Origin of the sequence: Heyndrickxia sp. FSL W8-0496, assembly GCF_038007825.1 — a bacterium.
Lineage (GTDB): Bacteria > Bacillota > Bacilli > Bacillales > Bacillaceae_C > Heyndrickxia > Heyndrickxia oleronia.
Map to the genome: position 1 here is coordinate 4,980,400 of NZ_JBBOXX010000001.1, position 21,294 is coordinate 5,001,693.

Here is a 21,294-nt window from a genome sequence, read left to right on the forward strand (position 1 = left end):
AACGTGTAGCGATCTCAGTTGATAAGTTATAACTTTACTTAAATAGCAACCATGTTTGAGAAAAAGAGCCTTAACAAAGCATCACTTTGAATCCTACTCTTCTTTACTCAACATGTAAGCCTTGCTTCAACTCATCACTTGAAAGATTCCACATTTCCTCATTATGGTCTTTTAAAAATTTCTCCAATACTTTTTTCGAATTTTCATCCATATGCTCGACAATAATATGACGTTTTAGTGATTTATCCAAACGATTGACATGCTCTGGCAATGATTTGTAGCCCCTACGTGCTTCCTTATTGACAGTCATTTCACACGCTGTAACCCCAGCATAATAAGGGCCCTCTACCTTCCGATCAATCGTCACCCATACCAACCAATAGGGCTTCGCTCCCTCCGGAACCTCATCACGATTGGGCAAAAACTTTACCCTCTTTTCTACGGAGCTTCTTGCATGCATCGCACCAATATCAACAAATGCTTCCCCTTCTTCTACATCAATAAAAACTGGTGAAACATTTTCTAGACTTAATGAGCCAATTCCAAACCCTCTATGTCCATCAGTAGGGTCATTTTTAATAATATTAAATTCTACCTTCTTTTTTCCTTGTTCCATTGTAAGACCTCCTACATAAACATCGAAAATATCGATTGAAAGCACCTAATAAAGAATGTACTGACAGCTTGCATGATCGGATAAATTGTATATCTATCTAATGGAGTAACTAAAATAATTAAAAAAACTAAAATACTATATTGTTCATATTGTGTTAGCTTTGCCCTCATCGAAGGACTTACTAAATCTTCTACAATTCGATACCCATCAAGCGGTGGTAGCGGAAATAAATTAAAAACAAAAAGCATCATATTTAGTTGGATAAATACATTTAAAAAATCTATGATGAAATTAGATGTCGTCGTCCAAGAACCCGTAGAAATGATAAAATAAAAAATCCCATATCCGATAAAGGCCATTAGCAAATTGCTTACAGGACCCATGAGAGAAACTAAAACTCCTGCTGCCCTTGGGTTTTTAAAATGACGGCGATTCACTGGTACCGGACGTGCCCAACCAAATCCAGCAATTAATATAAGAATCGTACCCAATGGATCGAGATGTTGAATCGGATTTAGCGTCAAACGACCTTGATCTTTTGCTGTAGGGTCTCCAAATTTATAAGCAGTATATGCATGGGCAAACTCATGAACAGTAAATGCGATTAATAAAGTAATTACCACAAATGGAAGTTGTTCAATTGGATATCTTAATATTCCAGATAAAAAATTTGATAACTGATCCACAACCTATCCCCTTTTTAAAATATTTTATTATGTTCTTTTTAAACTTTATTTCTAGCAATAACATTCTTATTTCCGTATTCACCAATTTAAAATCCTAGCGAAAAAACCACTTTTTATAAGTATACAACAACATTGGATGAATTTCTTTTTTCCAGTTTAAAAAGGATGTCAATCACTATTATTCCCTTGCTTCCTTCTGCATAAAACCATACACTTTTATTATAGTGATTATTATATATCTACATAAAGGAGATACAAAAGATGCCATACATTACAGTAAAGATGTTAGAAGGACGTACTGAAGAGCAGAAAAAAGCACTTGTAGAAAAAGTGACCGAGGCTGTAAGTGAAACTGCTGGAGCACCTAAAGAAAACATTGTTGTTTTTATTGAAGAAATGTCAAAAAATCATTATGCTGTCGGTGGAAAACGACTTAGTGAAAAATAATTCGAACACAGGACATAGTAACAACAGTTTAACTTATAAAAAATCGCTACGCCTCATTGATGGGGCTTAGCGATTTTTTTTAGTGAGTCAATATATTGATATGCTTGGTCAATTTCATCTTCAGTATAATTTTGTTTAGCCTTTACTTTATGAATCTTTTCAATAACCTCTGTGCGTGAAAGATTATCAAAATAGAGTACAGTTGATACCAATTCTAAGAAACGAGCATTTTGGTCATTCATATTTTCTAAGCACTCATCCAAATAGGGCATCTTCGTTTCATACATACTTAAAAACTCTCTTCCACTATCACTGATGGAATATCGGTATTGAAAATAGCCGCCCTTTTTTTCCTTAGTTTCTTCTATAAAACCTAAATTTGAAAGTTCTTCCACTCTTAATGTCAATTCTTCTGAATATGGCCCATAGAAGTGAAACTGGAATTTCTCTTGAAATGGAAAATCTAATTTTTTCGCGATATAAATCATTTTTTGCAGCTTTTTTCGTCCAATGATTTCTCCTGAAGCAGCAAGTGCCCCCATTAATCTAACATGATCATTTAACAATGAAACTCATCTCCTGCTTTACTCAAACTAGAAATATTACATCATAAACTTTCCAATATAGAACGAATCTTCTGCTTCATTTCACTGTTAGTCGTATCATCCTGAATGAGATCGGCTGGATAATATAACTTATGATCCGTTCTCCGTTTTCCCGAAATGGCATCAACAATATCAGATTCTCTCGATAATTCTCGGATTTCCCCGCTCCTTTTTAATAAATGAATAGGTAATCTTTCTTCCTCTTCACCTGGGCGATAGAAGTCATATGGTAGATCTGAGGACGAGTCAACGACTAAATAATAATTAGGATCAATTCCTACTTGTTTAAAAAGAGTTTCTAATTGGCTATGTACTTTAAACTGTTTTGCCGGATCAAAGTCAACATATTTAAATAGGCTTCTATTCACAAATCTCGTACATAAATCACTTAGAATCTCATCATCTTCTTCCTGCCACATTTGAAAATAATATAATATAATATGTTCATCCAATTTTAAATAGTCTTCTAATGTTAATTCATCCTCAAAAAGGGAATAGAAGTGGATCGGATGATGTTTGAATGAATAATATTCATCGTGAAGCTCTTTTGCTCGATGGAGGATTTTCGTAAGGATTACCTCCGCACTTCTTGTAACTGGGTGAAAATAAACCTGCCAGTACATTTGATAGCGGCTCAAGATATAATCCTCAACTGCGTGCATGCCACTATATTTAAATACCACCTGGTCTTCTCTCGGTCTCATAACGCGCAGCAATCTTTCCATATCAAAATTACCATAACTTACTCCGGTAAAGTAAGCATCTCTAAGTAAATAATCCATACGATCTGCATCCAATTGACTGGATATCAAACTAACAATCAACTTATTTTCATATGTTTTCGCAATTACTTCAGCTACCTTTGTTGGAAAATCTGCATTCACCTTACTTAAAATGGCATTCACTTCCGTATTCCCAACAATAATATCCTGTGTGAACTCTTCATGATCCAGATGAAATACCTTTTCAAAAGAGTGTGAGAATGGACCATGTCCTAAGTCATGCAAAAGGGCTGCACATAGGGTAAGAAGGCGATCTTCTGGGTCCCATTCCGGTCTTCCGTCAAAAACATCGTCAATAATTCTTCTAATAATTTCATATACACCTAGGGAATGATTAAAGCGACTATGTTCCGCTCCATGGAAAGTAAAGTAAGTTGTTCCAAGCTGGCGTATTCGACGCAGGCGTTGAAATTCTTTTGTAGCTATCAAATCCCATATTACCTTATCCCGTACATGGACATAACGGTGAACAGGATCCTTAAACACCTTCTCTTCGGTTAACTTCTGTTTAGAATATTCCATGTCTAACCCTCTTCCTAGACTATCATAATTTTATTATACCCGAGTTATTCTTCAATAGGAAAGTGGCTCGGAATAATTACCCTGAAAATTAGCATTCCATCTTTTTGGCTAGTGATAAGCAGAAATAAATTGGTAAAGGTAAGGATTATTTACCGTCTGTTTCAAAATAATGTATTTAAATTCTTCTTATGGAAATTTGCGAAACTATTATAATTTTTATTTTTTACAATATTGGTATAAAAGTTGTTTCTTTTGTCCATCCTTTGATTAACGGGGAAAGTTAATTATGAAATGGGAGTTGAGAAGAATGAAAGATCGCCAAGATGCTTGGACAGAAGAAAATGATTTAATTTTAGCAGAAACAGTTTTACGACATGTTCGTGAAGGCAGTACCCAATTAAATGCCTTCGAAGAGGTAGGAGACAGACTAAACAGAACATCTGCAGCCTGTGGTTTTCGCTGGAATGCTGTAGTGCGTCACGACTATGAGCAAGCATTACAATTAGCAAAGAAGCAACGTAAACAAAGACAACGTTTACTTGGAAAAGACCAAGGTGGAAAGAAAAAGCTACTCTATCAGCCACCTACTCCAACCTTAGAAGAAGTTGGAGATACACCTTTGGAAACTATTAATCAGGAATTTGCAGAAGAAAATGATGTAGTTAAAACGCCAATTACAGCTGCTTCTACATCCATGAATAAAATTAACGAGGAATTAAATCTGCAGAAGGTTATAAGCTATTTACAATACTTAAATAGCACACAGTTTCAATCAACCATTTTAAAAAGCGAGAATGCAAGATTAAAGCGAGAAAATTTAGATTTAAAACATCAAAACGAGGATTTGCAAAATCGAATCCACGAGCTGGAAAAGAATTCTGTTACAATGCAGGAAGATTATGAAACCATGATGAAAATAATGAATAGAGCTAGAAAGCTTGTACTATTTGAAGAAGATGAACCATCGAATTCAACCTTCAAAATGGATCGCAATGGAAATTTGGAGAAACTGGCGGAGTAATTATAAAGCACATGCTCCTTGTTTAGCCAGCTATGAGAATCAGAAATAGGTAAGCTCCTCGATCTCACCAAAGAGACAGGAGCTGGATAAAGAAAGACCAACATATATAAAAAAGTTACACCCCGTTCCCAAAACATGTGGCGGGGTGTACTTGTTGCTATTAAGAATTATCCTACCTTCTTAATTTGCTGTAATTGATACATTTGGTAGTACTTTCCTTTACGTTCCATTAATTCCTCATGATTGCCTTTTTCAACAATTTCACCTTTATCTAAAACAAGTATTTGATCCGCGCTACGTATAGTCGATAATCGATGAGCAATGATGAAAGTCGTTCTCCCTTTTTTTAATACATCCATTGCCTCTTGAATCAATGCTTCTGTTTCGGTATCAATATTCGATGTGGCTTCATCTAGAATAAGTATAGCAGGATCAAAAGCTAATGCTCTAGCAAAGGAAATGAGTTGGCGTTGCCCCGATGAAAGTGTGCTACCTTTTTCAATAACTGGTTCATCAATGCCTTTTTCTAGATTTTTTAAGACTTTATCTGCTCCAACATCCTTTAATGCCTTTTCTACAACCTCACGTGTAATCCTAGGATCATTTAGACTAACATTGGTAGCAATCGTACCTGTGAATAAATATGGATCCTGAAGTACAATTGCCATATGCTCTCTCAAACTTTGTATCGATATATTTTTAATGCTAACTCCATCTATTTTTATATTCCCTCTCGTGGAATCATAAAATCTAAACAAGAGATTCATTATCGAACTTTTGCCAGAGCCTGTGTGCCCAACTAATGCAACTGTTTCACCATGCTTTGCTTCAAAGGTTATATTTTTCAACACATCATTATTCTCTTTATAGCCAAAATAAACATGGTCAAAGGTCACATCGCCCTTATACCTTGGAATACGCTCATCACTCACCTCTGTTCCTTTCTCATTAAGTAATTCAAAAACACGTTCACCTGCTACTAAAGCCTGCTCCAAGTTGGCCAATTGATTAACCACACCTGTCACTGGTTGGAATAAACGATTGATGTAATCCACGAAAGCATATAAAACACCAAGGGTAACAAAAGAGCCTACACCGATCGAGCCACCGCCAAAATACCAAATAAAAGCTACAAATGTAATATTCCTTAACACTGAAACTAGATTATGAGAAGTAAGAGCATTTAAGCTTAAAAGTTTATTTTGATAGTTAAAATGTGTGTGATTAAGCTCCTCAAATTCTTCTTTCATTTTTTCTTCACGGCGAAAGGCTTGGATGATATTCATCCCATTAATAGATTCATTAATTGTGGCATTAATTTCGCTGACTTTAGAACGAATCACATGATTATATTTTGATGCATATTTGCGATAAACGATAATCCAAAGATAAAGTAATGGTAGTAATAGAAGACAAATAGCTGCCAACTTTACGTTTAATATAAATAATGCAATATATATCCCTGTAATATAGATAGTACTTGTAAAGAAAGTGGCTAGAACGGTCACATACAATTCTCGAATCGCCTCTGTATCATTTGTTATGCGGGATACTACTTTTCCTGCGGGTAAATTATCGAAATAACGAATAGGCAATTTTTGAATATGTGCAAAAATATCTGTGCGCATCCTTTGAATGATCCGATTAGCGGCCTTTTGTAAATAATAATGCTGACCATATTGAAATAATGAAGCACATAATAAAAGTCCAAAGTAGAACAAAATCAGGCGAATAATACGTGGAATTTCAGGCTGATAAAATTCCAATAACTGCGTAGTAGATATTTTTTTAGCTGTTAATGTTTGAATAGAATCCCCTTGTTTAATTGTTATTTTTCCTTTATGGTAGGATCTTTCTCCATCCATTTGAATGGCTCCATTAATAAAATAAAAGCCTTTTCCCACTTGGATTATACGTACCTCTTTTCCTTTCTGCTCATCCGTACGGAAATATTGAGATCTTTTATAGTATTTACCCTCATATAAAACCGTATCTTTTCCTTTGACGGTTTCAAACCATGGGGATTCAATCCCTAAAACATGGCTATCAATCATCTTCTTTGCAATAAAAGGACCAGTTAACTCTGCACCTACTGAAAATGTAAGCATAAGTAAAGCAATAATTATAAACTTTCTATATTCCATCGCATATTTAACTAATTTTTTGCCAACCTTCATCGTAACACCTCCTGACTATCAGAAGCTTCTAGCTGCTGACGTTGAAATTGTTCTAAATACCAACCTTCCTCCTGAATTAAAGTCTCATGTGTTCCCTCCTGCAAAATTGCCCCATCATCTAATACTAGAATCCAATCTGCATGCTCTACTCCAGATAGACGATGAGTTGTAATAATTGTCGTTTTCCCCTTTCGTTCCCGTTGAATATTTTCAATAATCCTAGTTTCCGTTTTAGCATCAACGGCAGATAGAGAATCATCTAAAATTAAAATCTCAGGATTTTTAATTAATGCACGGGCGATAGAGATTCTTTGCTTTTGCCCTCCGGAAAGAGCAACTCCCTTTTCCCCTACTAAGGTTTCTAATCCCTCTGGCAAAAGCTCTAAATCCTTTCTAAAAGATGCTAGATCAATAGCCTTTTGAATTTCATATTCCTTAGCATCTGGATGACCAAATAAAATATTTTCCCTAATAGTACGTGAAAAAAGAACATGATCCTGTGGTACATAGCCAATCCAATCGCGAACTTGTTCCTTTGTTTGATCACTAATATCCACGCCAGAAAGTGCAAAGCTACCTGAACCCTTTTCGTATTCTCGGAGAAGTTGTTTAACAAAGGTTGTTTTCCCGCTTCCCGTTTTCCCCACGATTCCTAAGGTCTTTCCTCTTTTTAAATCTACATGAATATTCTTTAAATTCTCCACAGAGGAAGAAGGATATTGAAAATTATATTCGTGAAATTGCAGCCTATTCGGTTGATTAACCTGTACTGGTTTCTCTGGATTTTTAACGTCCTCAGATGCACTTAGCGTTTCCTCTACGCGATCCAATGATGCGCTTCCTCTCTGCATGAGGTTCATTAATTCCCCAATGGCAAACATTGGCCAAATCAGCATACCTAGGTAAACATTAAAGGATACTAAATCTCCTAAAGTAATTGTTTGATGGAAAACGAGATATGCACCATAGCCTAAACCAATCAAATAGCTGAGCCCGGTTAAAACTTTTATTGTCGGGTCAAATAAAGAATCAATTTTTGCTACCTTCATATTTTTTACATAAACATCTTCAGTCATTTGGTGGAAACGCTCTTCATCCGCCCTTTCCTGAACATATGCCCGTATTACTCTCACTCCTGCAACTGATTCAAGCACTTTATCGTTCAAATCACCAAATGAATCTTGGGCTGCAATAAACCGCTCATGGATTTTTTTTCCGTAAATAGTCATTAAAGCCGCCATAATTGGTAATGGCAATATAGCGGCTAAAGTAAGCTTCCAACTAATGAGAAAACTCATTGTAAACAATATTGTAATCATATATATAGTTGAATCTGTTAACGTTAAAATACCAAAGCCTGCAGTTACGGAGACGGCTTTTAAATCATTGGTTGCACGAGCCATTAAATCACCCGTTCGATTTCTTTCAAAAAACGCAGGTGACATTTTAAAAAAATGCCCCATTAAACGTGAACGAAGTTTCCTCTCAACGAGGTATGCTCCGCCAAATAATTGATACATCCAAACATACGTAATACCATAACAAACAACCGTAATAAGCAATAAATAGAGTAAGTATTTTATTACGCCATCCCATGTTAAACTGCCAACATGAATATCATCAATGGCCATACCCACTAGCTTCGGCGGAATTACTTCTAAAATACCAACAATCAATAATAATAGCACTGCAATAACATACCGCTTCCACTGCTCCTTAAAAAACCAACGAAGCTTCCACAAAACTCGAAACATTTTCCCACCACCCAATTCGAGATAAAAAAATGGGCAGCTGCACTAGCAGCTGCCCATTAAACTACAACTAAAGAACAGTTGTAGTGAAGACAACAAAAAAGCACAGAAAACAATACGCCTCCTGTGCTTAATCATATCAATAGTAAAAAGAGAATAAATTAGATCCAAAGCGTTGGACAGGTAGCGTGATATATAAAGTTAGTTAATTCAGTATGATTAAAATCAATGTATATCATCACAATACCTCCCTTGCTTTCAAGTATTTTGGTAATACTTTGTTAGATTACCATCATTTAAATTGTGTGTCAATTGCTAATTTTTAATTTAATATCCTATTTACACAAATCGTTCATTTCTCTCTACAATTCTCTGATAATATTCTTCATACCACCTTAACTCTTCACCTGTTAAGGGCTCAGAAAATATTTGCTGAGACATTCCCTTAAGTGCTTTTAGAAAGCGAAGCATAACATCCTGTACCGTGATTTGAGCATCTAGTAATTCTTCAAGTGATGCCATGACTTCTGGGTAAATATCCGGATAAGTCCATTTGGTTTCGATTCCTTTTCTTGCCTTTTCATAAAAGTGTTGAATATGTCTAGCACGCTCCTGTCCACTTCCAGTCACACATAAATAAATTTGCACAGCTACCCCTTTTCTAATGCGCCTCTGTGAAATGCCTGCAAATTTTTTTCCATCTATACTTAAATCATAGCTTCCTGGACAGTAGGATCCAATGATTTCTCTTGCATCAATGACAGCTTCATAATCAGAAAACATCAATTTAATTAGGGACCACATGGCATCGTATCCTCTATTAATATCGATTCCCTTGTCCGTATCTGGAAAAATTAGCGAAAGATTTAATACTCCTTCATCTAAAACAACTGCTAATCCTCCTGAGTTACGAACAATATATCGATACCCTTGCTGTTCTAAATAATGCAATCCATCTTCTAGAAAAGGCAGCTTCGTATCTTGTATTCCTAATACAATTGTTTGATGATGGACCCATGATCTCGCAGTTGCTGTTGAATAGCCTGAACCAACGGATGCACAAAGAGTATCATCCATTGCAAAGGATTGTAATGCATCAAATTGCACCCCTAAGCTTGATTGATCAATAATTCTCCACTTTTCCTGTTTTAATAATGTTAGTGCCTGCTCCATCTTGCTTCTCCTTCGTACCACTTATTATTTTATAAGATAAAAGAAGGTCCCTTCTTACAAAACTTGGGCTGCTGTAATTAGTGCTAAATTATAAACATCCTCCTCATTGCAGCCTCTAGATAAATCATTGACAGGAGCATTTAGCCCTTGCAAAATTGGTCCAACTGCCTCAAACCCACCTAAACGCTGTGCGATTTTATAGCCAATGTTCCCTGCCTCTAAACTTGGAAAGACAAATACATTTGCATCCCCTTGTATAACAGAATCTGGTGCCTTTTTCTTTGCTACTGATGGAACAAATGCCGCATCAAACTGAAACTCCCCATCTAAAGTAAGGTTAGGTGCAAGTTGTTTAGCAATTTCCACAGCCTCGGTTACTCTTTCTGTTTCAGGAGATTTTGCTGATCCTTTTGTTGAAAAACTTAACATAGCAACCTTTGGCTCTATATCAAACATTTTAGCAGTTTTCGCACTTTCAATCGCTATTTCAGCTAAATCTTGACTATCTGGAGCAATATTAATGGCACAGTCAGCAAACACATATTTCTCTTCATTCCTTACCATAATGAATACTCCAGAAGTTTTTTGAACTCCTTCCTTTGTCTTGATAATTTGCAAAGCAGGTCTTACTGTATCTGCTGTCGAGTGGGCCGCACCACTTACTAGTCCATTTGCTTTTTCCATATAAACAAGCATTGTTCCAAAATAGTTTTCATCCAATAATATTTTTCGTGCCTCTTCCTCAGTCACCTTACCTTTTCTTCTAGTAACAAAGGAATGAACCATTTCGTCCATAAGCTCATATTTTTTCGGGTTCAACACATCGATATTGTCTATAGCAATACCTAGCTGATTTGCTTTCTTCAGAATTTCTTTTTCATCCCCCAGTACGATTGGCTTAATAACCTTTTCCGCTGCAAGTCTTCCAGCCGCACCTAAAATTCTCTCATCTAAGCCTTCAGGAAAAACAATCGATAGATTCTTTCCAGATAATTTACGTTTCAATTCAGTAAAAAGATTACTCAAAATTGATCCTCCTTAATAAATCATTTCTTTTAGCATAACCAAATTTATCATAATCGTAAGTGATAAATGAACAGATTTCATTAAATCGTAAAATTGTATTCCGGTTCTTGTCTGTTTTTCAACAATTAAGATTGAAAATGAGTGATTTGGAAAAACTATGCTATAGTAATGATAGAGATAATTAAGAATAGGAGTGATCTAGATGAGTGAAGCAGCTCAAACATTAGATGGTTGGTATTCCTTACATGATTTAAGAGCGATGAATTGGACGGCTTGGAAAGAACTTTCAAGTGATGAAAGACAAGCAGCTATCCAAGAATTTCACCAATTTCTAAATAAATTAAATGAAACACAAGAAAAGAAAGAAGGAAGTCATGCTTTATACACAATCGTTGGGCAAAAAGCTGATTTTATCCTTTGGATGCTTCGCCCAACAATGGAAGAGTTAAATGACTTAGAAAATGAATTTAATAAACTCACAATCGCAGAATATACGATTCCTACATACTCTTATGTGTCAGTTGTAGAGTTAAGTAATTATGTAGGTGGTGGAGATTCTAACGAGGATCCATATGAAAATCCATATGTAAAATCAAGATTGTATCCAATCCTTCCAAAATCTAAATATATTTGCTTCTATCCAATGGATAAGCGGAGACAAGGTAATGATAACTGGTACATGCTTTCTATGGATGACCGTCGTGAATTAATGAGAAGCCATGGCCTTATTGGACGTAAATATGCAGGCAAGGTGAAACAAATTATTACTGGTTCCGTTGGTTTAGATGATTATGAATGGGGTGTCACTTTATTCTCTGACGATATGCTTCAATTCAAGAAGCTTGTCTATGAAATGAGATTTGATGAAGTGAGTGCACGTTATGGTGAATTCGGCTCTTTCTTCGTAGGAAATCTTTTAGAAGAGGAAAAAATTGCTCAATTTTTACATGTAAACTAACAAAATCTAAATGCAAGGATGCTAACACACTTACCGGTTAGCATCCTTTTTTATTCCAATTCTGTATCTCACTAAGAATAATTGGATAGTAAAATAGATTTTTCTAGCATATCTCCCCTTCCTCATACATACATATGAATTGTAAAAGCTTATCTTATATCACTCACCACATAACTGTTATGAAATGAACAAAGAGAGGTGACATACTGATTCGTTATACCTTCGTCTATGCGATCATGATTATTCATGACAACGTGACACGTAACGATTAATCAGTAAATAGAGAAATTTTCGTTAGGGAGGGAGAAGTTTGTCAAAGTCAAATTATAATCCACCTTATGGTTACCAAGCCCCGCAGGGTTCTGGATCACAGGGATATTATGGGGGGTATCCTCCACAGTATACTGCACAGCAACAAGTACCACCAGCAGGTATTCCATTTTCACCTCAACAAGGGGGAGGCTCAAACGCAACTGGACCTAATGTTCCAGGCATGCTGCCACCTGAGCAATCGTATATTGAGAATATTTTACGTCTAAACAAAGGAAAGCTAGTCACTTTGCATGCCACTTTTGAAAATAACCGAGAGTGGAATGCAAAGATATTTAAAGGAATTATTGAAGCTGCAGGACGGGATCATGTTATTTTAAGTGACCCACAATCTGGGGAACGTAACTTAATTCCAATGGTTTATGTAGATTACATTACATTTAGTGAGGAAATTGAATACGAGTATCCATTCGGAGCTGCTCCAAATCTTTCTACGTATTCCCCAAGATAAAACAAGGCTGTCTACAAGTTAAAGCGCTGACCCCACGACTGAATAATAATTCATGTGGGGTTGGAGCCTTGAAGACAGCCATATTTTTATAGGTATTTTACTGCGGCTATAACTAACAGAACCCAAGCTACTAAAAATGCCACTCCCCCAATAGGGGTAATTGCTCCTAATATACCAATCTTGGTTAGGCTTAATATATATAAGCTTCCAGAGAATAGAATAATACCAACTAACATTAACCAGCCAGACCAAGAAATAAGTGAGGAACCCTGTATATTACCAGCAATGATGCCGACCGCAATAATCCCTAAAGCATGGAACATTTGATAGTTTACCCCTGTTTTCCAAATGTCTAGATATTTCGGATCTAATTTATCTGCCAGGCCATGTGCTCCAAATGCGCCAAGAGCAACTGATAGAAATGCATTAATTGCACCAATAATAATAAATACCTTCAACCTTTTCACTCCTTCTTTTTATAAGTACTACATTTTTGCCTATCCATTCATTTTCATTTTATGAAAAGTACGTCTAGAAATCAAAAATTGACTCCCCATTTGCCCCATCATCTGTTTTAAGTGGTTTATTTTCCGTTAATGTAATAGAGGAAACAGTCGTAGAGAAATTTTGCTGGTGCTTTCGTTGCACATCTCCCATTCCAGCAACCTCTTGATCATTAGATAAAATAATCTCACAAAGCGTCTTAATTGAATAAATATGATTCTTCAATTTTCCTTTATCATCTACGTTTTTTGCAAAAGTGATTTCCTGTTCCATTCTATTTAATAAAGACGTCACTGATATACTCATTCTTTCATCTCCAATTATATGAATTGTTATGAGTTATTTTACCACACTTAGTTTAAATCCTCCCTTTACACATTTAACTTCATTCGACATGTTTCACGTGAAACATGTAGTTATTTGTCATAATTCAAAATCTTTTAAAAAGGCTCTTTTCTAAACCATTGTTGCTATTAAAGTGAAATTTAACTAATAAATATCGTCTGAAGATCGGTAGTCCTTTCGTTTTACTAGAAAAAGAGCTGCAATCTTTAGTAGAACTGCAGAATTCTATATTGGGTGTAAAAGCAACAAATATACGAAAACAGCCATAAAAAAAATTATGTTTATCCATTTAATAATCGGTTATATAAATAGTAGACGAGGTGATAGAGACCTCAAAACTAAAGGAGGAGATTTTTCCATGTATAAAGTAAACATAGTTGAAAATGGATTGGAAGCATCAAATCTTATTAGCGAATTACAGAATGAAGGATATCTAAAAAGTGAAATTTATATATTTGCTCACGGGGAAGAAAGGTCAAAAGATATTACTGAAGCAACTGAAACAGGTAAAGTTGGCGTAGAAGAACAAGGTGTTTTAAATACTTTGGGGAATGTATTTAAAAAAAGAGGGGACGAGCTTAGATCAAAAATGTCTGCCCTAGGCTTAACTGATCATCAAGCTGCCGATTGTGAAAAACAGCTTGATCAAGGGAAATTAGTTGTCATCGCATCAAAGGAAACAACTAAGGAACCCCTAATAGGGAATCCCTATATTTAATTGCATCGTCCATTAAAAAGGCCTGGCCCTCACTAAAGAGTGATTGTGGGGGTCAGGCCCTCTTTTTGTCTTTCTACCCCATTAAGGAATAATAAATCCTTCTAGCTTTTGCTGGATCGTTTGTCCCATGAATGAGTGCACGCCCATCCTTAAATAAAACCAGCCTTATTTCTTCTTTTTGGATAGATACTAAATAAGGATTTTGTTTTACCTCGTATCCAGCTTGTTTCCATTGGGACGCAAGTTCTCCCAAAGATAGATATGAAATAGTTGATGGACGAATTTGTACGGTATTTCTCCCACAAAGAACAGCAAATTTTGTTTGCTCCTCAAATGCCAAAAATGGATACGTTCTCTCTTTCCCACATGTTGGACAATCCATATTTCTTATCGCATCACTTGTTTTAATTGATAAATACTGGTTCTCCCAAAGATCAAAAGTAATATACGTATTCCGAAGAGACTTCTCACTCTCGCTTAAAATTTTCAACGCCTCTGCTACCTGATATGAAGTGACCATTTGTACTGTTGGTGCAATAATTCCGACCGTGTCACAGGTTTGTCCCCTCATTGGAATCTTTTGGAGCAGACAATGTAGACAAGGAGTTTTCCCCGGAATAATTGTATAGGTTGAACCGAAGCTACCAACACATGATCCAAAAATCCATGGAACATTATATTTATGAGCAATATCATTCAAAATGAATCTAATTTCAAAATTATCAGTTCCATCTATAATTAGATCAACGTTTGGAGCTAGTTGTTCTAATATAAGGATATCTGCTTCACCAACGATTGCATTAATGTAGACATCATGGTTAATCTCAGAAAGTCTATGTTTAGCAGCAACTACTTTTGGCATTTTTTCCTTAGCATCCATTTCTGTATATAATTGCTGACGTTGAAGATTACTTTCTTCTACATAGTCTCGATCTATTAAAGTTAATTTCCCTACTCCTGCTCTAGTGAGCATCTCAGAAATACTAGAGCCTAAAGCACCTAAACCTATAATGAGAACATGCTTTTTCTCTATGCGTCGCTGACCATCAATGCCAATTGGCGCAAAGAGAATTTGCCTTGAATATCGATCACTCATTTCATTCTCACCCTCCACTTACAGGTGGAATGAGTGCAACAACATCGCCTTCTTGTAAAACTGTATCAGTAGGGCTAAATTCCTCATTAACTGCAATCATAAGATTTTCAATATTGAGTAATGAATATTTTTCGTGTAAATAGTCTAATAAATCTTTAACAGAGCCCTCAAAGGCGTCAATTTTTATTTCGGCTTCTCCTACCTGCTCTCGCAACTGTGCGAATAACATCACTTTAATCATTAAGATCAACCTCCTTTGGTTTCCCTGTTTCATATTCCTTCGTTCCTAACTGATTACCGATCCATTCTTCTCCATCTTCCCAATATTCCTTTTTCCAAATTGGCACCATTTCCTTTATTCGTTCAATAGCATAGCGATTTGCCTCATAGCTTTCAGCACGATGGGGAGTCGATGTTGCAATTACTACCGCAATATCAGTAATTTCCAAACGTCCAATCCGATGCGTTATGGCTGTTTTCGTACCTGGCCAACGCTCACTAATCTCGTTACCAATTTGCTCAAGCTTTTTAATAGCCATGGATTCATAAGCTTCATATTCTAAATACACCGTTCGCTTTCCCTCAGTTAATTCTCTTACAGTACCAATAAAAGTAGTAATAGCTCCTGCATTTCTTTGAACAACTTTTTGAACAACAGCTTCTAACACAATCGGTTCTTTGGTAATTTCATAATTCATGTTTGTCACCTCTAATCCTTCTATCAATCTCTAACGCAAGCCTGTAATCTTCCTTTGTATTCATATTCCAAAAGCTATCATTCCATATATCTTGTAAATCCTTTGGTGCATCCTGTTTTTCAACGATTTTCATATGTAATTGGCTTAATAGATCAGTCACCCGTCTTTTTTTCTCTACTAAACAATTTCGAACAACTGGAACAATTCGTCTATTATAAGCTCCAAACAAAGGATGTAATTGACCGTCCTCAGAAGGTATCACCGCATCATAATCTCCCTGAACAAGTTCAGCTTCTAACCACCCTCCCATAGCACTTGATGCAAAAGGCATATCACATGCTATGATTAAAGAAGTAGCTGTTGTCGCCTCCTTTAATCCAGTATATATTCCTGCAAGAGGACCTTGTCCCCTAAATTCTTTCACATCACTTTTTATGGTAACTCGTAAATCATCATATACCTCAGGTTGGTTAGTGATAAGAATAATCTGATGGGAAATAGTAGAATATTCATCTACTAATCGATCAATTACTCTCATCTCACCAATTGTTAGTAAGGCTTTATTTTCTCCCATTCGACTTGACTTTCCACCCGCCAGTATAATTGTATCCATTATTCAGCTCCTTTAAGGTGCGACTAATTCGACTTTAATCCTATCTGGGTCTTCAAAGTATAAGGCATAGTGATGTTCTCCTCCAGCATAAGGATGTCGATCAGCATAAAGAATGTTTATTCCCTTTTTCAATAATTCATTCGATATATCATCCACTTGTTCTTTTGAATGCGCATGAAAGGCTAAATGATTCAATCCTACTCGGCAACGATGGTAAGGAATCTCCAGATATTTTTCCTGTGTCTGTACAAAAACTAGATAAGTGTTCTCACACTTCCAACTGATACCAGACTCCCATTTTTGAAATGGTTCATATCCTAGCCTTTCTAAAAACCATCCCCAAAATTTCGCCGATTCCTCTAAATTCGAAACATATATTTCTAAGTGATGAAGCAAAACAAACTCCCCCTATAAGCGTATGTATCTATTTCTATAATCTTACTTTAACATGAAAAGAACAGTCCCCACAGTGAGAACTGTCACTTTTTAAGCTATATTTAAGTCTTTAAATAAGCCTTTCCTACCCTTTTTCTACATGACATGATGGGCACGAACGAAGCAATGTACACGAACTTCTTTAAACAGCTTTTTTTTGAAAATAAGTAAAACCACAGAATAGAAAAATAATAAAGCTTCCTAATATAACATATAAAAGGGTTTCAGTTGATACATATAATGAACCGATATCCCCTTCCTTTGGAATCATAATCAGAAAAGGCTGCGCCCATGGATACCACGGACCATATTTTGCTGAGTTCGCCACAAGTATATTCGGCAAGGTAAGGATGACATTTAAAGCAAGCGGCGCCGCAAAGCTCGCCCATGCACTTGATATCCATAACTGCAAAGCAGCTAATGGTAAACACGCAAGCCAGCCTCCTAAAATTCCTCTCCATACTATTTCAGTAGGAAAACTGCTTGAGAATCCCTTGATCAATCCAATTGAATAGAAACTAATGAAAAATAGAAGCTGAGTAATTGCTAAGAAAAGAATCACCAAAAATCCTTTGCCTAAAAATACTTGTGCTCTAGAAACAGGTAGGGCGAGTAATTGCTTCCATCCTCCCCCCTGGTGTTCATATCGACAAACAAAAGCGGAGAATATCCCTGTCAGTAATGGCATAAAGAGAAGGGCATGAATGGAAATCATCGTTGTATATAAAGTAATCCATTGAACTGGTGAATCTTCATAGCCTTGCAATATTCCAAGTAAAAAGGCAAGTGCTGGACTCACAAATAATAATAACCATATATTTGATTTTCTAAATTTAAGCCATTCGGATCTTACAATTTTCCAAAACATCTATTTCACATCCCGTTTGATAAAATCTAGCATTCCAATTAAAAAGATAATAAGACCTACGCCAAGCCCCATACTGACAAACCATAATGAATCATGGTGTTCGCCAATTAATAATGGCCATTTCCAGATCACCCAATCGGGTACTAAAATGGCATACATCGAGAAAATTGCACCTAATATCCCAATTGTTAATGGCAATGCTTGATTTCTAAATGTGATAGAAAGCCATACCTGTAATCCAAGGATAGGAATCCCTGCAAGCAAAGGAAAAAAGCTCATTTTTATAACTTGTAAGTATGGTATATTACTACCAAATTTTAAACTAATCCCTAGAACACAGGTCATAATAACTAATAGAAAGCAGGAAATAAAAAGGAGGAATCCATTTGCTATAAATTTTGCAGTATATACCGATTTTTTTGAGATAGGCAGTGCCAAGAGCTGCTTCCAGGCATTTTGTTGATGCTCTACATTAGCCGTCATGGAGGCAATAATTGTGAAACCGAGCCCTAAGGTGATTGGGATAAAAAGTTGTATATTTTCTAATAGCCCCTTCCAATGGTCATCACCTGGTTTCACCAAGTAGTCATAGCGAAGTCCATAGTTCGCTGCCTGTAATAAGACGACTCCCAAGGGACCCAGGACAACTAAAAACCATATCCACTTTCTTTTCATTTTAAGCAAGTCTGCTTTAATTACTTTGAACATCATAAACTAGAAGCCTCCTTCGTAAGCTCAAGGAAAATATCTTCTAAGGACATTTTTTTCTCCTCCACACGATAGATGGAAAAGTCATGATGAACAAGCTTTTCAACTGCATTGGCGATTTGCTGATTCTCACTTTCCTCTACAAAAATATGACCTTCGTGAAAATCTGCTTTAATCCCATTCGCTAATAACGTTCGCCATGCTGATTCATTATGGTTGGTCAGAATCTGGATTTGGCTTTTTGAACGTTGTTTTAATACTGAAATAGAGTCCTGAAAAATAATAGAGCCTTTGGTGATAATTCCAACTTGTGTCGCCATCTGATCCATTTCACTTAATAAATGACTCGAAACGATAACTGTAATTCCATGTTTCTTAGGCATGTCTTTTATTAATTCACGCATCTCGATGATCCCAGATGGATCTAATCCATTTGTTGGCTCGTCTAAAATAAGAAGTTCTGGGTTTCCTAAAAGTGAGGCTGCAATACCAAGGCGCTGTTTCATCCCAAGTGAATAGCCTTTCACAGGTCGGTTCGCCTCATTACTTAAACGAACAATACTGAGCACTTCATCAATTCTTGTTTTAGGTACATTTAATATTCTTCTCAATGCCTCCAAGTTTTCCCTTGCTGTTAAATGACCATAATAAGATGGAGATTCTACAAGTGAACCTACTTTTTTTAATATAGATAGTTTTTCCTTCCTTAAATCCTTATTAAAAACATGAATAGACCCATATGTAGGTTTCATTAAACCCAATAGCATGCGAATCGTCGTTGTTTTTCCTGCCCCATTAGGGCCGAGAAATCCATAAATTTCACCTTTTTTTATTTCTAAATTCACACCATTAACTACCTTTTTACCTTTAAATTTTTTTGTTAAATTATTTGTCTTAATAATAAATTCCTTCATCTTCTCTCACCTCTTTTCCTATTCTAGTCATGCAAGGTTAAATGAAGCGCTAGTGATCGTTTAAATTTTGTTTAAAAAGTAACAAAAAAAAGAAGTCGACTTATTAGCGACTCCTTTTCATTTATTTCATTGTTGCGTTAGTTTAAATTTTGAAATAACCATCTGTAATTCCTCTGCTAAGTGAGACAGACTTTCTGCCGAGCTTGCGATTTCTTCCATCGTTGCTAGCTGTTCTTCAGATGCACTTGCATTTTCTTGGCTACCATTTGCTACCTGTTCAGATATCTTTTTAGCCCCCTCCATCGCCTTAGCTACTTTTAATGTTATATTTTGTATATTTTCAACAGACGATGACACGTGTTCCGCCCTATTTGCCACAGTGGAAATTGATTGGGATATCTTGAAAAAGGATTCATTTGCCTCATTGGAAAAAGCAAGTCCTTGCTCCACCTTATTATTTCCTGCTTCCATTGATATAACTGTTTTTTTCGTTTCCGCTTGGATTTGTTCAATCATAGCTGAGATTTGATCAGAAGACTTACGCGATTCTTCTGCTAATATTCTTACCTCATCTGCTACAACAGCAAATCCTTTTCCATGCTCTCCAGCTCTTGCGGCTTCAATTGCTGCATTAAGAGCAAGTAAGTTTGTTTGGTTAGCAATACCAGTAATTATTTCAGTGATCTTTCTAATATCCTCTGAATGTTTTCCTAAAGAATGAATCATATTAGTTGCTTCTTCAACCGTTGTATGAATCTCATTCATTTGAGCTACTACCTTTGTTATCGATGCAACACCTTGTTCTGAAAGTGTACTAGTTTCTTCTGATGAATGTAGCATTTCCTCACTAGCTCGTGCAATTTGGTTCATTCCTTCTGCCATTTCATTTACTGCACCATTGACTTCATAAAATGTTTCTAGCTGCTTTTCCGTTCCATTCGCATTTTCTGTTATTACACGAGTTACTTGCTCTGCTGCACTAGCGCTCTGCTGTGCACTAGCTGTAAGTTGCTCTGAACTAGAAGCCACCTGCATGCTAGAGTCAGATACTTGTCTTACTACCAATGCGAGATCCTCTACCATCTGATTAAATGAACGAGCTAACTCCCCAATTTCATCCTCAGACCTAACCTTTACTGGATCAATCCTTAAATCGCCCTCTGATACTAATTTCATAATACCGGATACTTTTTTAATTGGTCTCGAAATCATTCTCCCTATTACTAGCGCAATAACAATACCAACTAAGAGTGCAAATATAGTAATAATAATAATAAATACCTTAATGTTATTAACTTTTTCCCTAACTTGATTATGAGTCTTATCTAATTGTTTTTGCTGATGATCTACTAGGGCATCCACACTAGCGGTAAAATTTTCGCTTATACCTTTCAAATCATTGGTAATAAATTTATTAAGCTCCCCCTGATTATGCTCCTTAAATAATTTCACTTCAAGATCAACAGCATCAAAATATTGATCATCAATCGAATCAATCTGCGCATAAAGCTGCTTACCCTTTGTACTGGAAATAAGCTTTTGTATTTTTTCCAATGTATATAAATACAGAGATTTATCCTCCTGATATTGATCATAGTAATCAGAATTATTTGTAACAATATAACCACGTATGCTTGCACTTTGACGTTGAAAGAGTAAATCTAATTCTTTTGCCATTGAAACCTTTTCAACTTGGTCGTCTAACAATTTACTATATGTTTTATCGACAGTTAAAAGCTGACTATAACTAATTCCTGCTAAAACAAGTAATAAAATTAAAACACTAATAAATCCAAATAAAATCTTTCTTTGTACATTCCATTTCATTCGTTCATTTCTCCACTTCAACA

Annotated in this window: 24 protein-coding genes; 5 read left to right on the top strand and 19 right to left on the bottom strand. The window is 36.0% G+C overall.

Features of this window, described 5'->3' with window-relative positions:
• Positions 1–103 precede the first annotated feature (103 nt).
• Together NST63_RS25250 and NST63_RS25255 are read right to left on the bottom strand one after the other, a co-directional pair.
• Complete coding sequence (locus NST63_RS25250; protein ID WP_058005777.1) at positions 104–616, bottom strand: YwhD family protein; 513 nt, start codon at positions 614–616, stop codon at positions 104–106.
• 11 nt (positions 617–627) lie between these two features.
• Positions 628–1,302, bottom strand: a complete 675-nt coding sequence (locus NST63_RS25255) for a site-2 protease family protein (protein ID WP_212945072.1) — start codon at positions 1,300–1,302, stop codon at positions 628–630.
• A 243-nt stretch (positions 1,303–1,545) separates the two neighbouring features.
• Here NST63_RS25255 and NST63_RS25260 point away from each other — a divergent pair, with 243 nt between their 5' ends.
• Positions 1,546–1,749, top strand: a complete 204-nt coding sequence (locus NST63_RS25260) for a 2-hydroxymuconate tautomerase (RefSeq protein ID WP_251339699.1) — start codon at positions 1,546–1,548, stop codon at positions 1,747–1,749.
• 53 nt (positions 1,750–1,802) lie between these two features.
• Here the strand turns inward: NST63_RS25260 and NST63_RS25265 are convergent, their stop codons facing one another.
• Positions 1,803–2,315 carry a YwgA family protein gene (locus NST63_RS25265; RefSeq protein ID WP_058005774.1) on the bottom strand — a complete coding sequence of 171 codons (513 nt, stop codon included), beginning with the start codon at positions 2,313–2,315 and terminating at the stop codon, positions 1,803–1,805.
• A 41-nt stretch (positions 2,316–2,356) separates the two neighbouring features.
• Positions 2,357–3,658 carry an HD domain-containing protein gene (locus tag NST63_RS25270; RefSeq protein ID WP_212945070.1) on the bottom strand — a complete coding sequence of 434 codons (1,302 nt, stop codon included), beginning with the start codon at positions 3,656–3,658 and terminating at the stop codon, positions 2,357–2,359.
• Between the two features lie 307 nt (positions 3,659–3,965).
• Between NST63_RS25270 and NST63_RS25275 the strand changes: the two genes are divergently transcribed.
• A complete protein-coding gene (locus tag NST63_RS25275; RefSeq protein WP_212945069.1) occupies positions 3,966–4,679 on the top strand; it encodes an RsfA family transcriptional regulator in 714 nt (237 codons plus the stop codon).
• Between the two features lie 167 nt (positions 4,680–4,846).
• Here NST63_RS25275 and NST63_RS25280 read toward each other — a convergent pair whose 3' ends face one another.
• From NST63_RS25280 to pta, 4 genes are all read right to left on the bottom strand, one after another.
• Positions 4,847–6,856, bottom strand: coding sequence for an ABC transporter ATP-binding protein (locus tag NST63_RS25280; RefSeq protein WP_341044030.1), 2,010 nt, complete (start codon positions 6,854–6,856; stop codon positions 4,847–4,849).
• A complete protein-coding gene (locus NST63_RS25285; protein ID WP_212945067.1) occupies positions 6,853–8,610 on the bottom strand; it encodes an ABC transporter ATP-binding protein in 1,758 nt (585 codons plus the stop codon). Before NST63_RS25285 ends, NST63_RS25280 begins: the two co-directional genes overlap by 4 nt.
• A gap of 336 nt (positions 8,611–8,946) precedes the next feature.
• The gene (locus NST63_RS25290) at positions 8,947–9,780 is read right to left on the bottom strand and encodes a lipoate--protein ligase family protein (protein WP_341044031.1); all 834 of its coding nucleotides are present in this window, start codon (positions 9,778–9,780) and stop codon (positions 8,947–8,949) included.
• Positions 9,781–9,834: 54 nt separating this feature from the next.
• Positions 9,835–10,806: a phosphate acetyltransferase gene (gene pta, locus NST63_RS25295; protein WP_212945065.1), complete on the bottom strand. Its 972-nt coding sequence runs from the start codon at positions 10,804–10,806 to the stop codon at positions 9,835–9,837.
• Positions 10,807–11,008: 202 nt separating this feature from the next.
• Here pta and hemQ point away from each other — a divergent pair, with 202 nt between their 5' ends.
• Together hemQ and gerQ are read left to right on the top strand one after the other, a co-directional pair.
• On the top strand, positions 11,009–11,764 hold the full coding sequence (gene hemQ, locus NST63_RS25300) for a hydrogen peroxide-dependent heme synthase (RefSeq protein WP_212945064.1): 756 nt from the start codon (positions 11,009–11,011) through the stop codon (positions 11,762–11,764).
• A gap of 310 nt (positions 11,765–12,074) precedes the next feature.
• The gene (gene gerQ / locus NST63_RS25305; RefSeq protein ID WP_058005766.1) at positions 12,075–12,545 is read left to right on the top strand and encodes a spore coat protein GerQ; all 471 of its coding nucleotides are present in this window, start codon (positions 12,075–12,077) and stop codon (positions 12,543–12,545) included.
• 86 nt (positions 12,546–12,631) lie between these two features.
• On the opposite strand, the gene NST63_RS25310 is transcribed toward gerQ, so the two are convergent.
• The gene (locus NST63_RS25310) at positions 12,632–13,003 is read right to left on the bottom strand and encodes a DUF423 domain-containing protein (protein WP_212945063.1); all 372 of its coding nucleotides are present in this window, start codon (positions 13,001–13,003) and stop codon (positions 12,632–12,634) included.
• A 73-nt stretch (positions 13,004–13,076) separates the two neighbouring features.
• Complete coding sequence (locus tag NST63_RS25315) at positions 13,077–13,355, bottom strand: YwdI family protein (RefSeq protein WP_212945062.1); 279 nt, start codon at positions 13,353–13,355, stop codon at positions 13,077–13,079.
• 397 nt (positions 13,356–13,752) lie between these two features.
• Between NST63_RS25315 and NST63_RS25320 the strand changes: the two genes are divergently transcribed.
• Positions 13,753–14,112, top strand: coding sequence for a general stress protein (locus NST63_RS25320; RefSeq protein ID WP_078109668.1), 360 nt, complete (start codon positions 13,753–13,755; stop codon positions 14,110–14,112).
• 73 nt (positions 14,113–14,185) lie between these two features.
• Here the strand turns inward: NST63_RS25320 and NST63_RS25325 are convergent, their stop codons facing one another.
• The 9 genes from NST63_RS25325 to NST63_RS25365 all read right to left on the bottom strand — a co-directional run bounded on the left by NST63_RS25325 (position 14,186) and on the right by NST63_RS25365 (position 21,271).
• Positions 14,186–15,208, bottom strand: coding sequence for a ThiF family adenylyltransferase (locus NST63_RS25325; RefSeq protein ID WP_212945061.1), 1,023 nt, complete (start codon positions 15,206–15,208; stop codon positions 14,186–14,188).
• A 7-nt stretch (positions 15,209–15,215) separates the two neighbouring features.
• Positions 15,216–15,449, bottom strand: a complete 234-nt coding sequence (gene moaD / locus NST63_RS25330) for a molybdopterin converting factor subunit 1 (RefSeq protein WP_212945060.1) — start codon at positions 15,447–15,449, stop codon at positions 15,216–15,218.
• Positions 15,442–15,906, bottom strand: coding sequence for a molybdenum cofactor biosynthesis protein MoaE (locus NST63_RS25335; RefSeq protein WP_058005760.1), 465 nt, complete (start codon positions 15,904–15,906; stop codon positions 15,442–15,444). The genes moaD and NST63_RS25335 overlap by 8 nt, the downstream gene beginning before the upstream one ends.
• Entirely contained in the window at positions 15,896–16,519 is a 624-nt protein-coding gene (gene mobA, locus NST63_RS25340) for a molybdenum cofactor guanylyltransferase (RefSeq protein ID WP_078109664.1), read from the bottom strand. Before mobA ends, NST63_RS25335 begins: the two co-directional genes overlap by 11 nt.
• A 12-nt stretch (positions 16,520–16,531) precedes the next feature.
• Positions 16,532–16,915: a VOC family protein gene (locus NST63_RS25345; protein WP_078109663.1), complete on the bottom strand. Its 384-nt coding sequence runs from the start codon at positions 16,913–16,915 to the stop codon at positions 16,532–16,534.
• Between the two features lie 181 nt (positions 16,916–17,096).
• Positions 17,097–17,822 carry an ABC transporter permease gene (locus NST63_RS25350; protein ID WP_212945059.1) on the bottom strand — a complete coding sequence of 242 codons (726 nt, stop codon included), beginning with the start codon at positions 17,820–17,822 and terminating at the stop codon, positions 17,097–17,099.
• The gene (locus NST63_RS25355; protein ID WP_341044032.1) at positions 17,823–18,533 is read right to left on the bottom strand and encodes an ABC transporter permease; all 711 of its coding nucleotides are present in this window, start codon (positions 18,531–18,533) and stop codon (positions 17,823–17,825) included.
• Entirely contained in the window at positions 18,530–19,444 is a 915-nt protein-coding gene (locus NST63_RS25360) for an ABC transporter ATP-binding protein (RefSeq protein WP_212945057.1), read from the bottom strand. Before NST63_RS25360 ends, NST63_RS25355 begins: the two co-directional genes overlap by 4 nt.
• Positions 19,445–19,570: 126 nt before the next feature.
• The gene (locus NST63_RS25365) at positions 19,571–21,271 is read right to left on the bottom strand and encodes a methyl-accepting chemotaxis protein (RefSeq protein WP_212945056.1); all 1,701 of its coding nucleotides are present in this window, start codon (positions 21,269–21,271) and stop codon (positions 19,571–19,573) included.
• Between the last annotated feature and the right edge of the window lie 23 nt (positions 21,272–21,294).

Coding starts and splice junctions, on each gene's coding strand:
- NST63_RS25250 (WP_058005777.1), bottom strand. CDS start 616: ATGGAACAAGGAAAAAAGAAGGTAGAATTTAATATTATTAAAAATGAC.
- NST63_RS25270 (WP_212945070.1), bottom strand. CDS start 3,658: ATGGAATATTCTAAACAGAAGTTAACCGAAGAGAAGGTGTTTAAGGAT.
- NST63_RS25275 (WP_212945069.1), top strand. CDS start 3,966: ATGAAAGATCGCCAAGATGCTTGGACAGAAGAAAATGATTTAATTTTA.
- NST63_RS25280 (WP_341044030.1), bottom strand. CDS start 6,856: ATGAAGGTTGGCAAAAAATTAGTTAAATATGCGATGGAATATAGAAAG.
- NST63_RS25285 (WP_212945067.1), bottom strand. CDS start 8,610: ATGTTTCGAGTTTTGTGGAAGCTTCGTTGGTTTTTTAAGGAGCAGTGG.
- NST63_RS25290 (WP_341044031.1), bottom strand. CDS start 9,780: ATGGAGCAGGCACTAACATTATTAAAACAGGAAAAGTGGAGAATTATT.
- hemQ (WP_212945064.1), top strand. CDS start 11,009: ATGAGTGAAGCAGCTCAAACATTAGATGGTTGGTATTCCTTACATGAT.
- NST63_RS25315 (WP_212945062.1), bottom strand. CDS start 13,355: ATGAGTATATCAGTGACGTCTTTATTAAATAGAATGGAACAGGAAATC.
- NST63_RS25320 (WP_078109668.1), top strand. CDS start 13,753: ATGTATAAAGTAAACATAGTTGAAAATGGATTGGAAGCATCAAATCTT.
- NST63_RS25325 (WP_212945061.1), bottom strand. CDS start 15,208: ATGAGTGATCGATATTCAAGGCAAATTCTCTTTGCGCCAATTGGCATT.
- moaD (WP_212945060.1), bottom strand. CDS start 15,449: ATGATTAAAGTGATGTTATTCGCACAGTTGCGAGAGCAGGTAGGAGAA.
- NST63_RS25335 (WP_058005760.1), bottom strand. CDS start 15,906: ATGAATTATGAAATTACCAAAGAACCGATTGTGTTAGAAGCTGTTGTT.
- mobA (WP_078109664.1), bottom strand. CDS start 16,519: ATGGATACAATTATACTGGCGGGTGGAAAGTCAAGTCGAATGGGAGAA.
- NST63_RS25350 (WP_212945059.1), bottom strand. CDS start 17,822: ATGTTTTGGAAAATTGTAAGATCCGAATGGCTTAAATTTAGAAAATCA.
- NST63_RS25355 (WP_341044032.1), bottom strand. CDS start 18,533: ATGATGTTCAAAGTAATTAAAGCAGACTTGCTTAAAATGAAAAGAAAG.
- NST63_RS25360 (WP_212945057.1), bottom strand. CDS start 19,444: ATGAAGGAATTTATTATTAAGACAAATAATTTAACAAAAAAATTTAAA.
- NST63_RS25365 (WP_212945056.1), bottom strand. CDS start 21,271: ATGAAATGGAATGTACAAAGAAAGATTTTATTTGGATTTATTAGTGTT.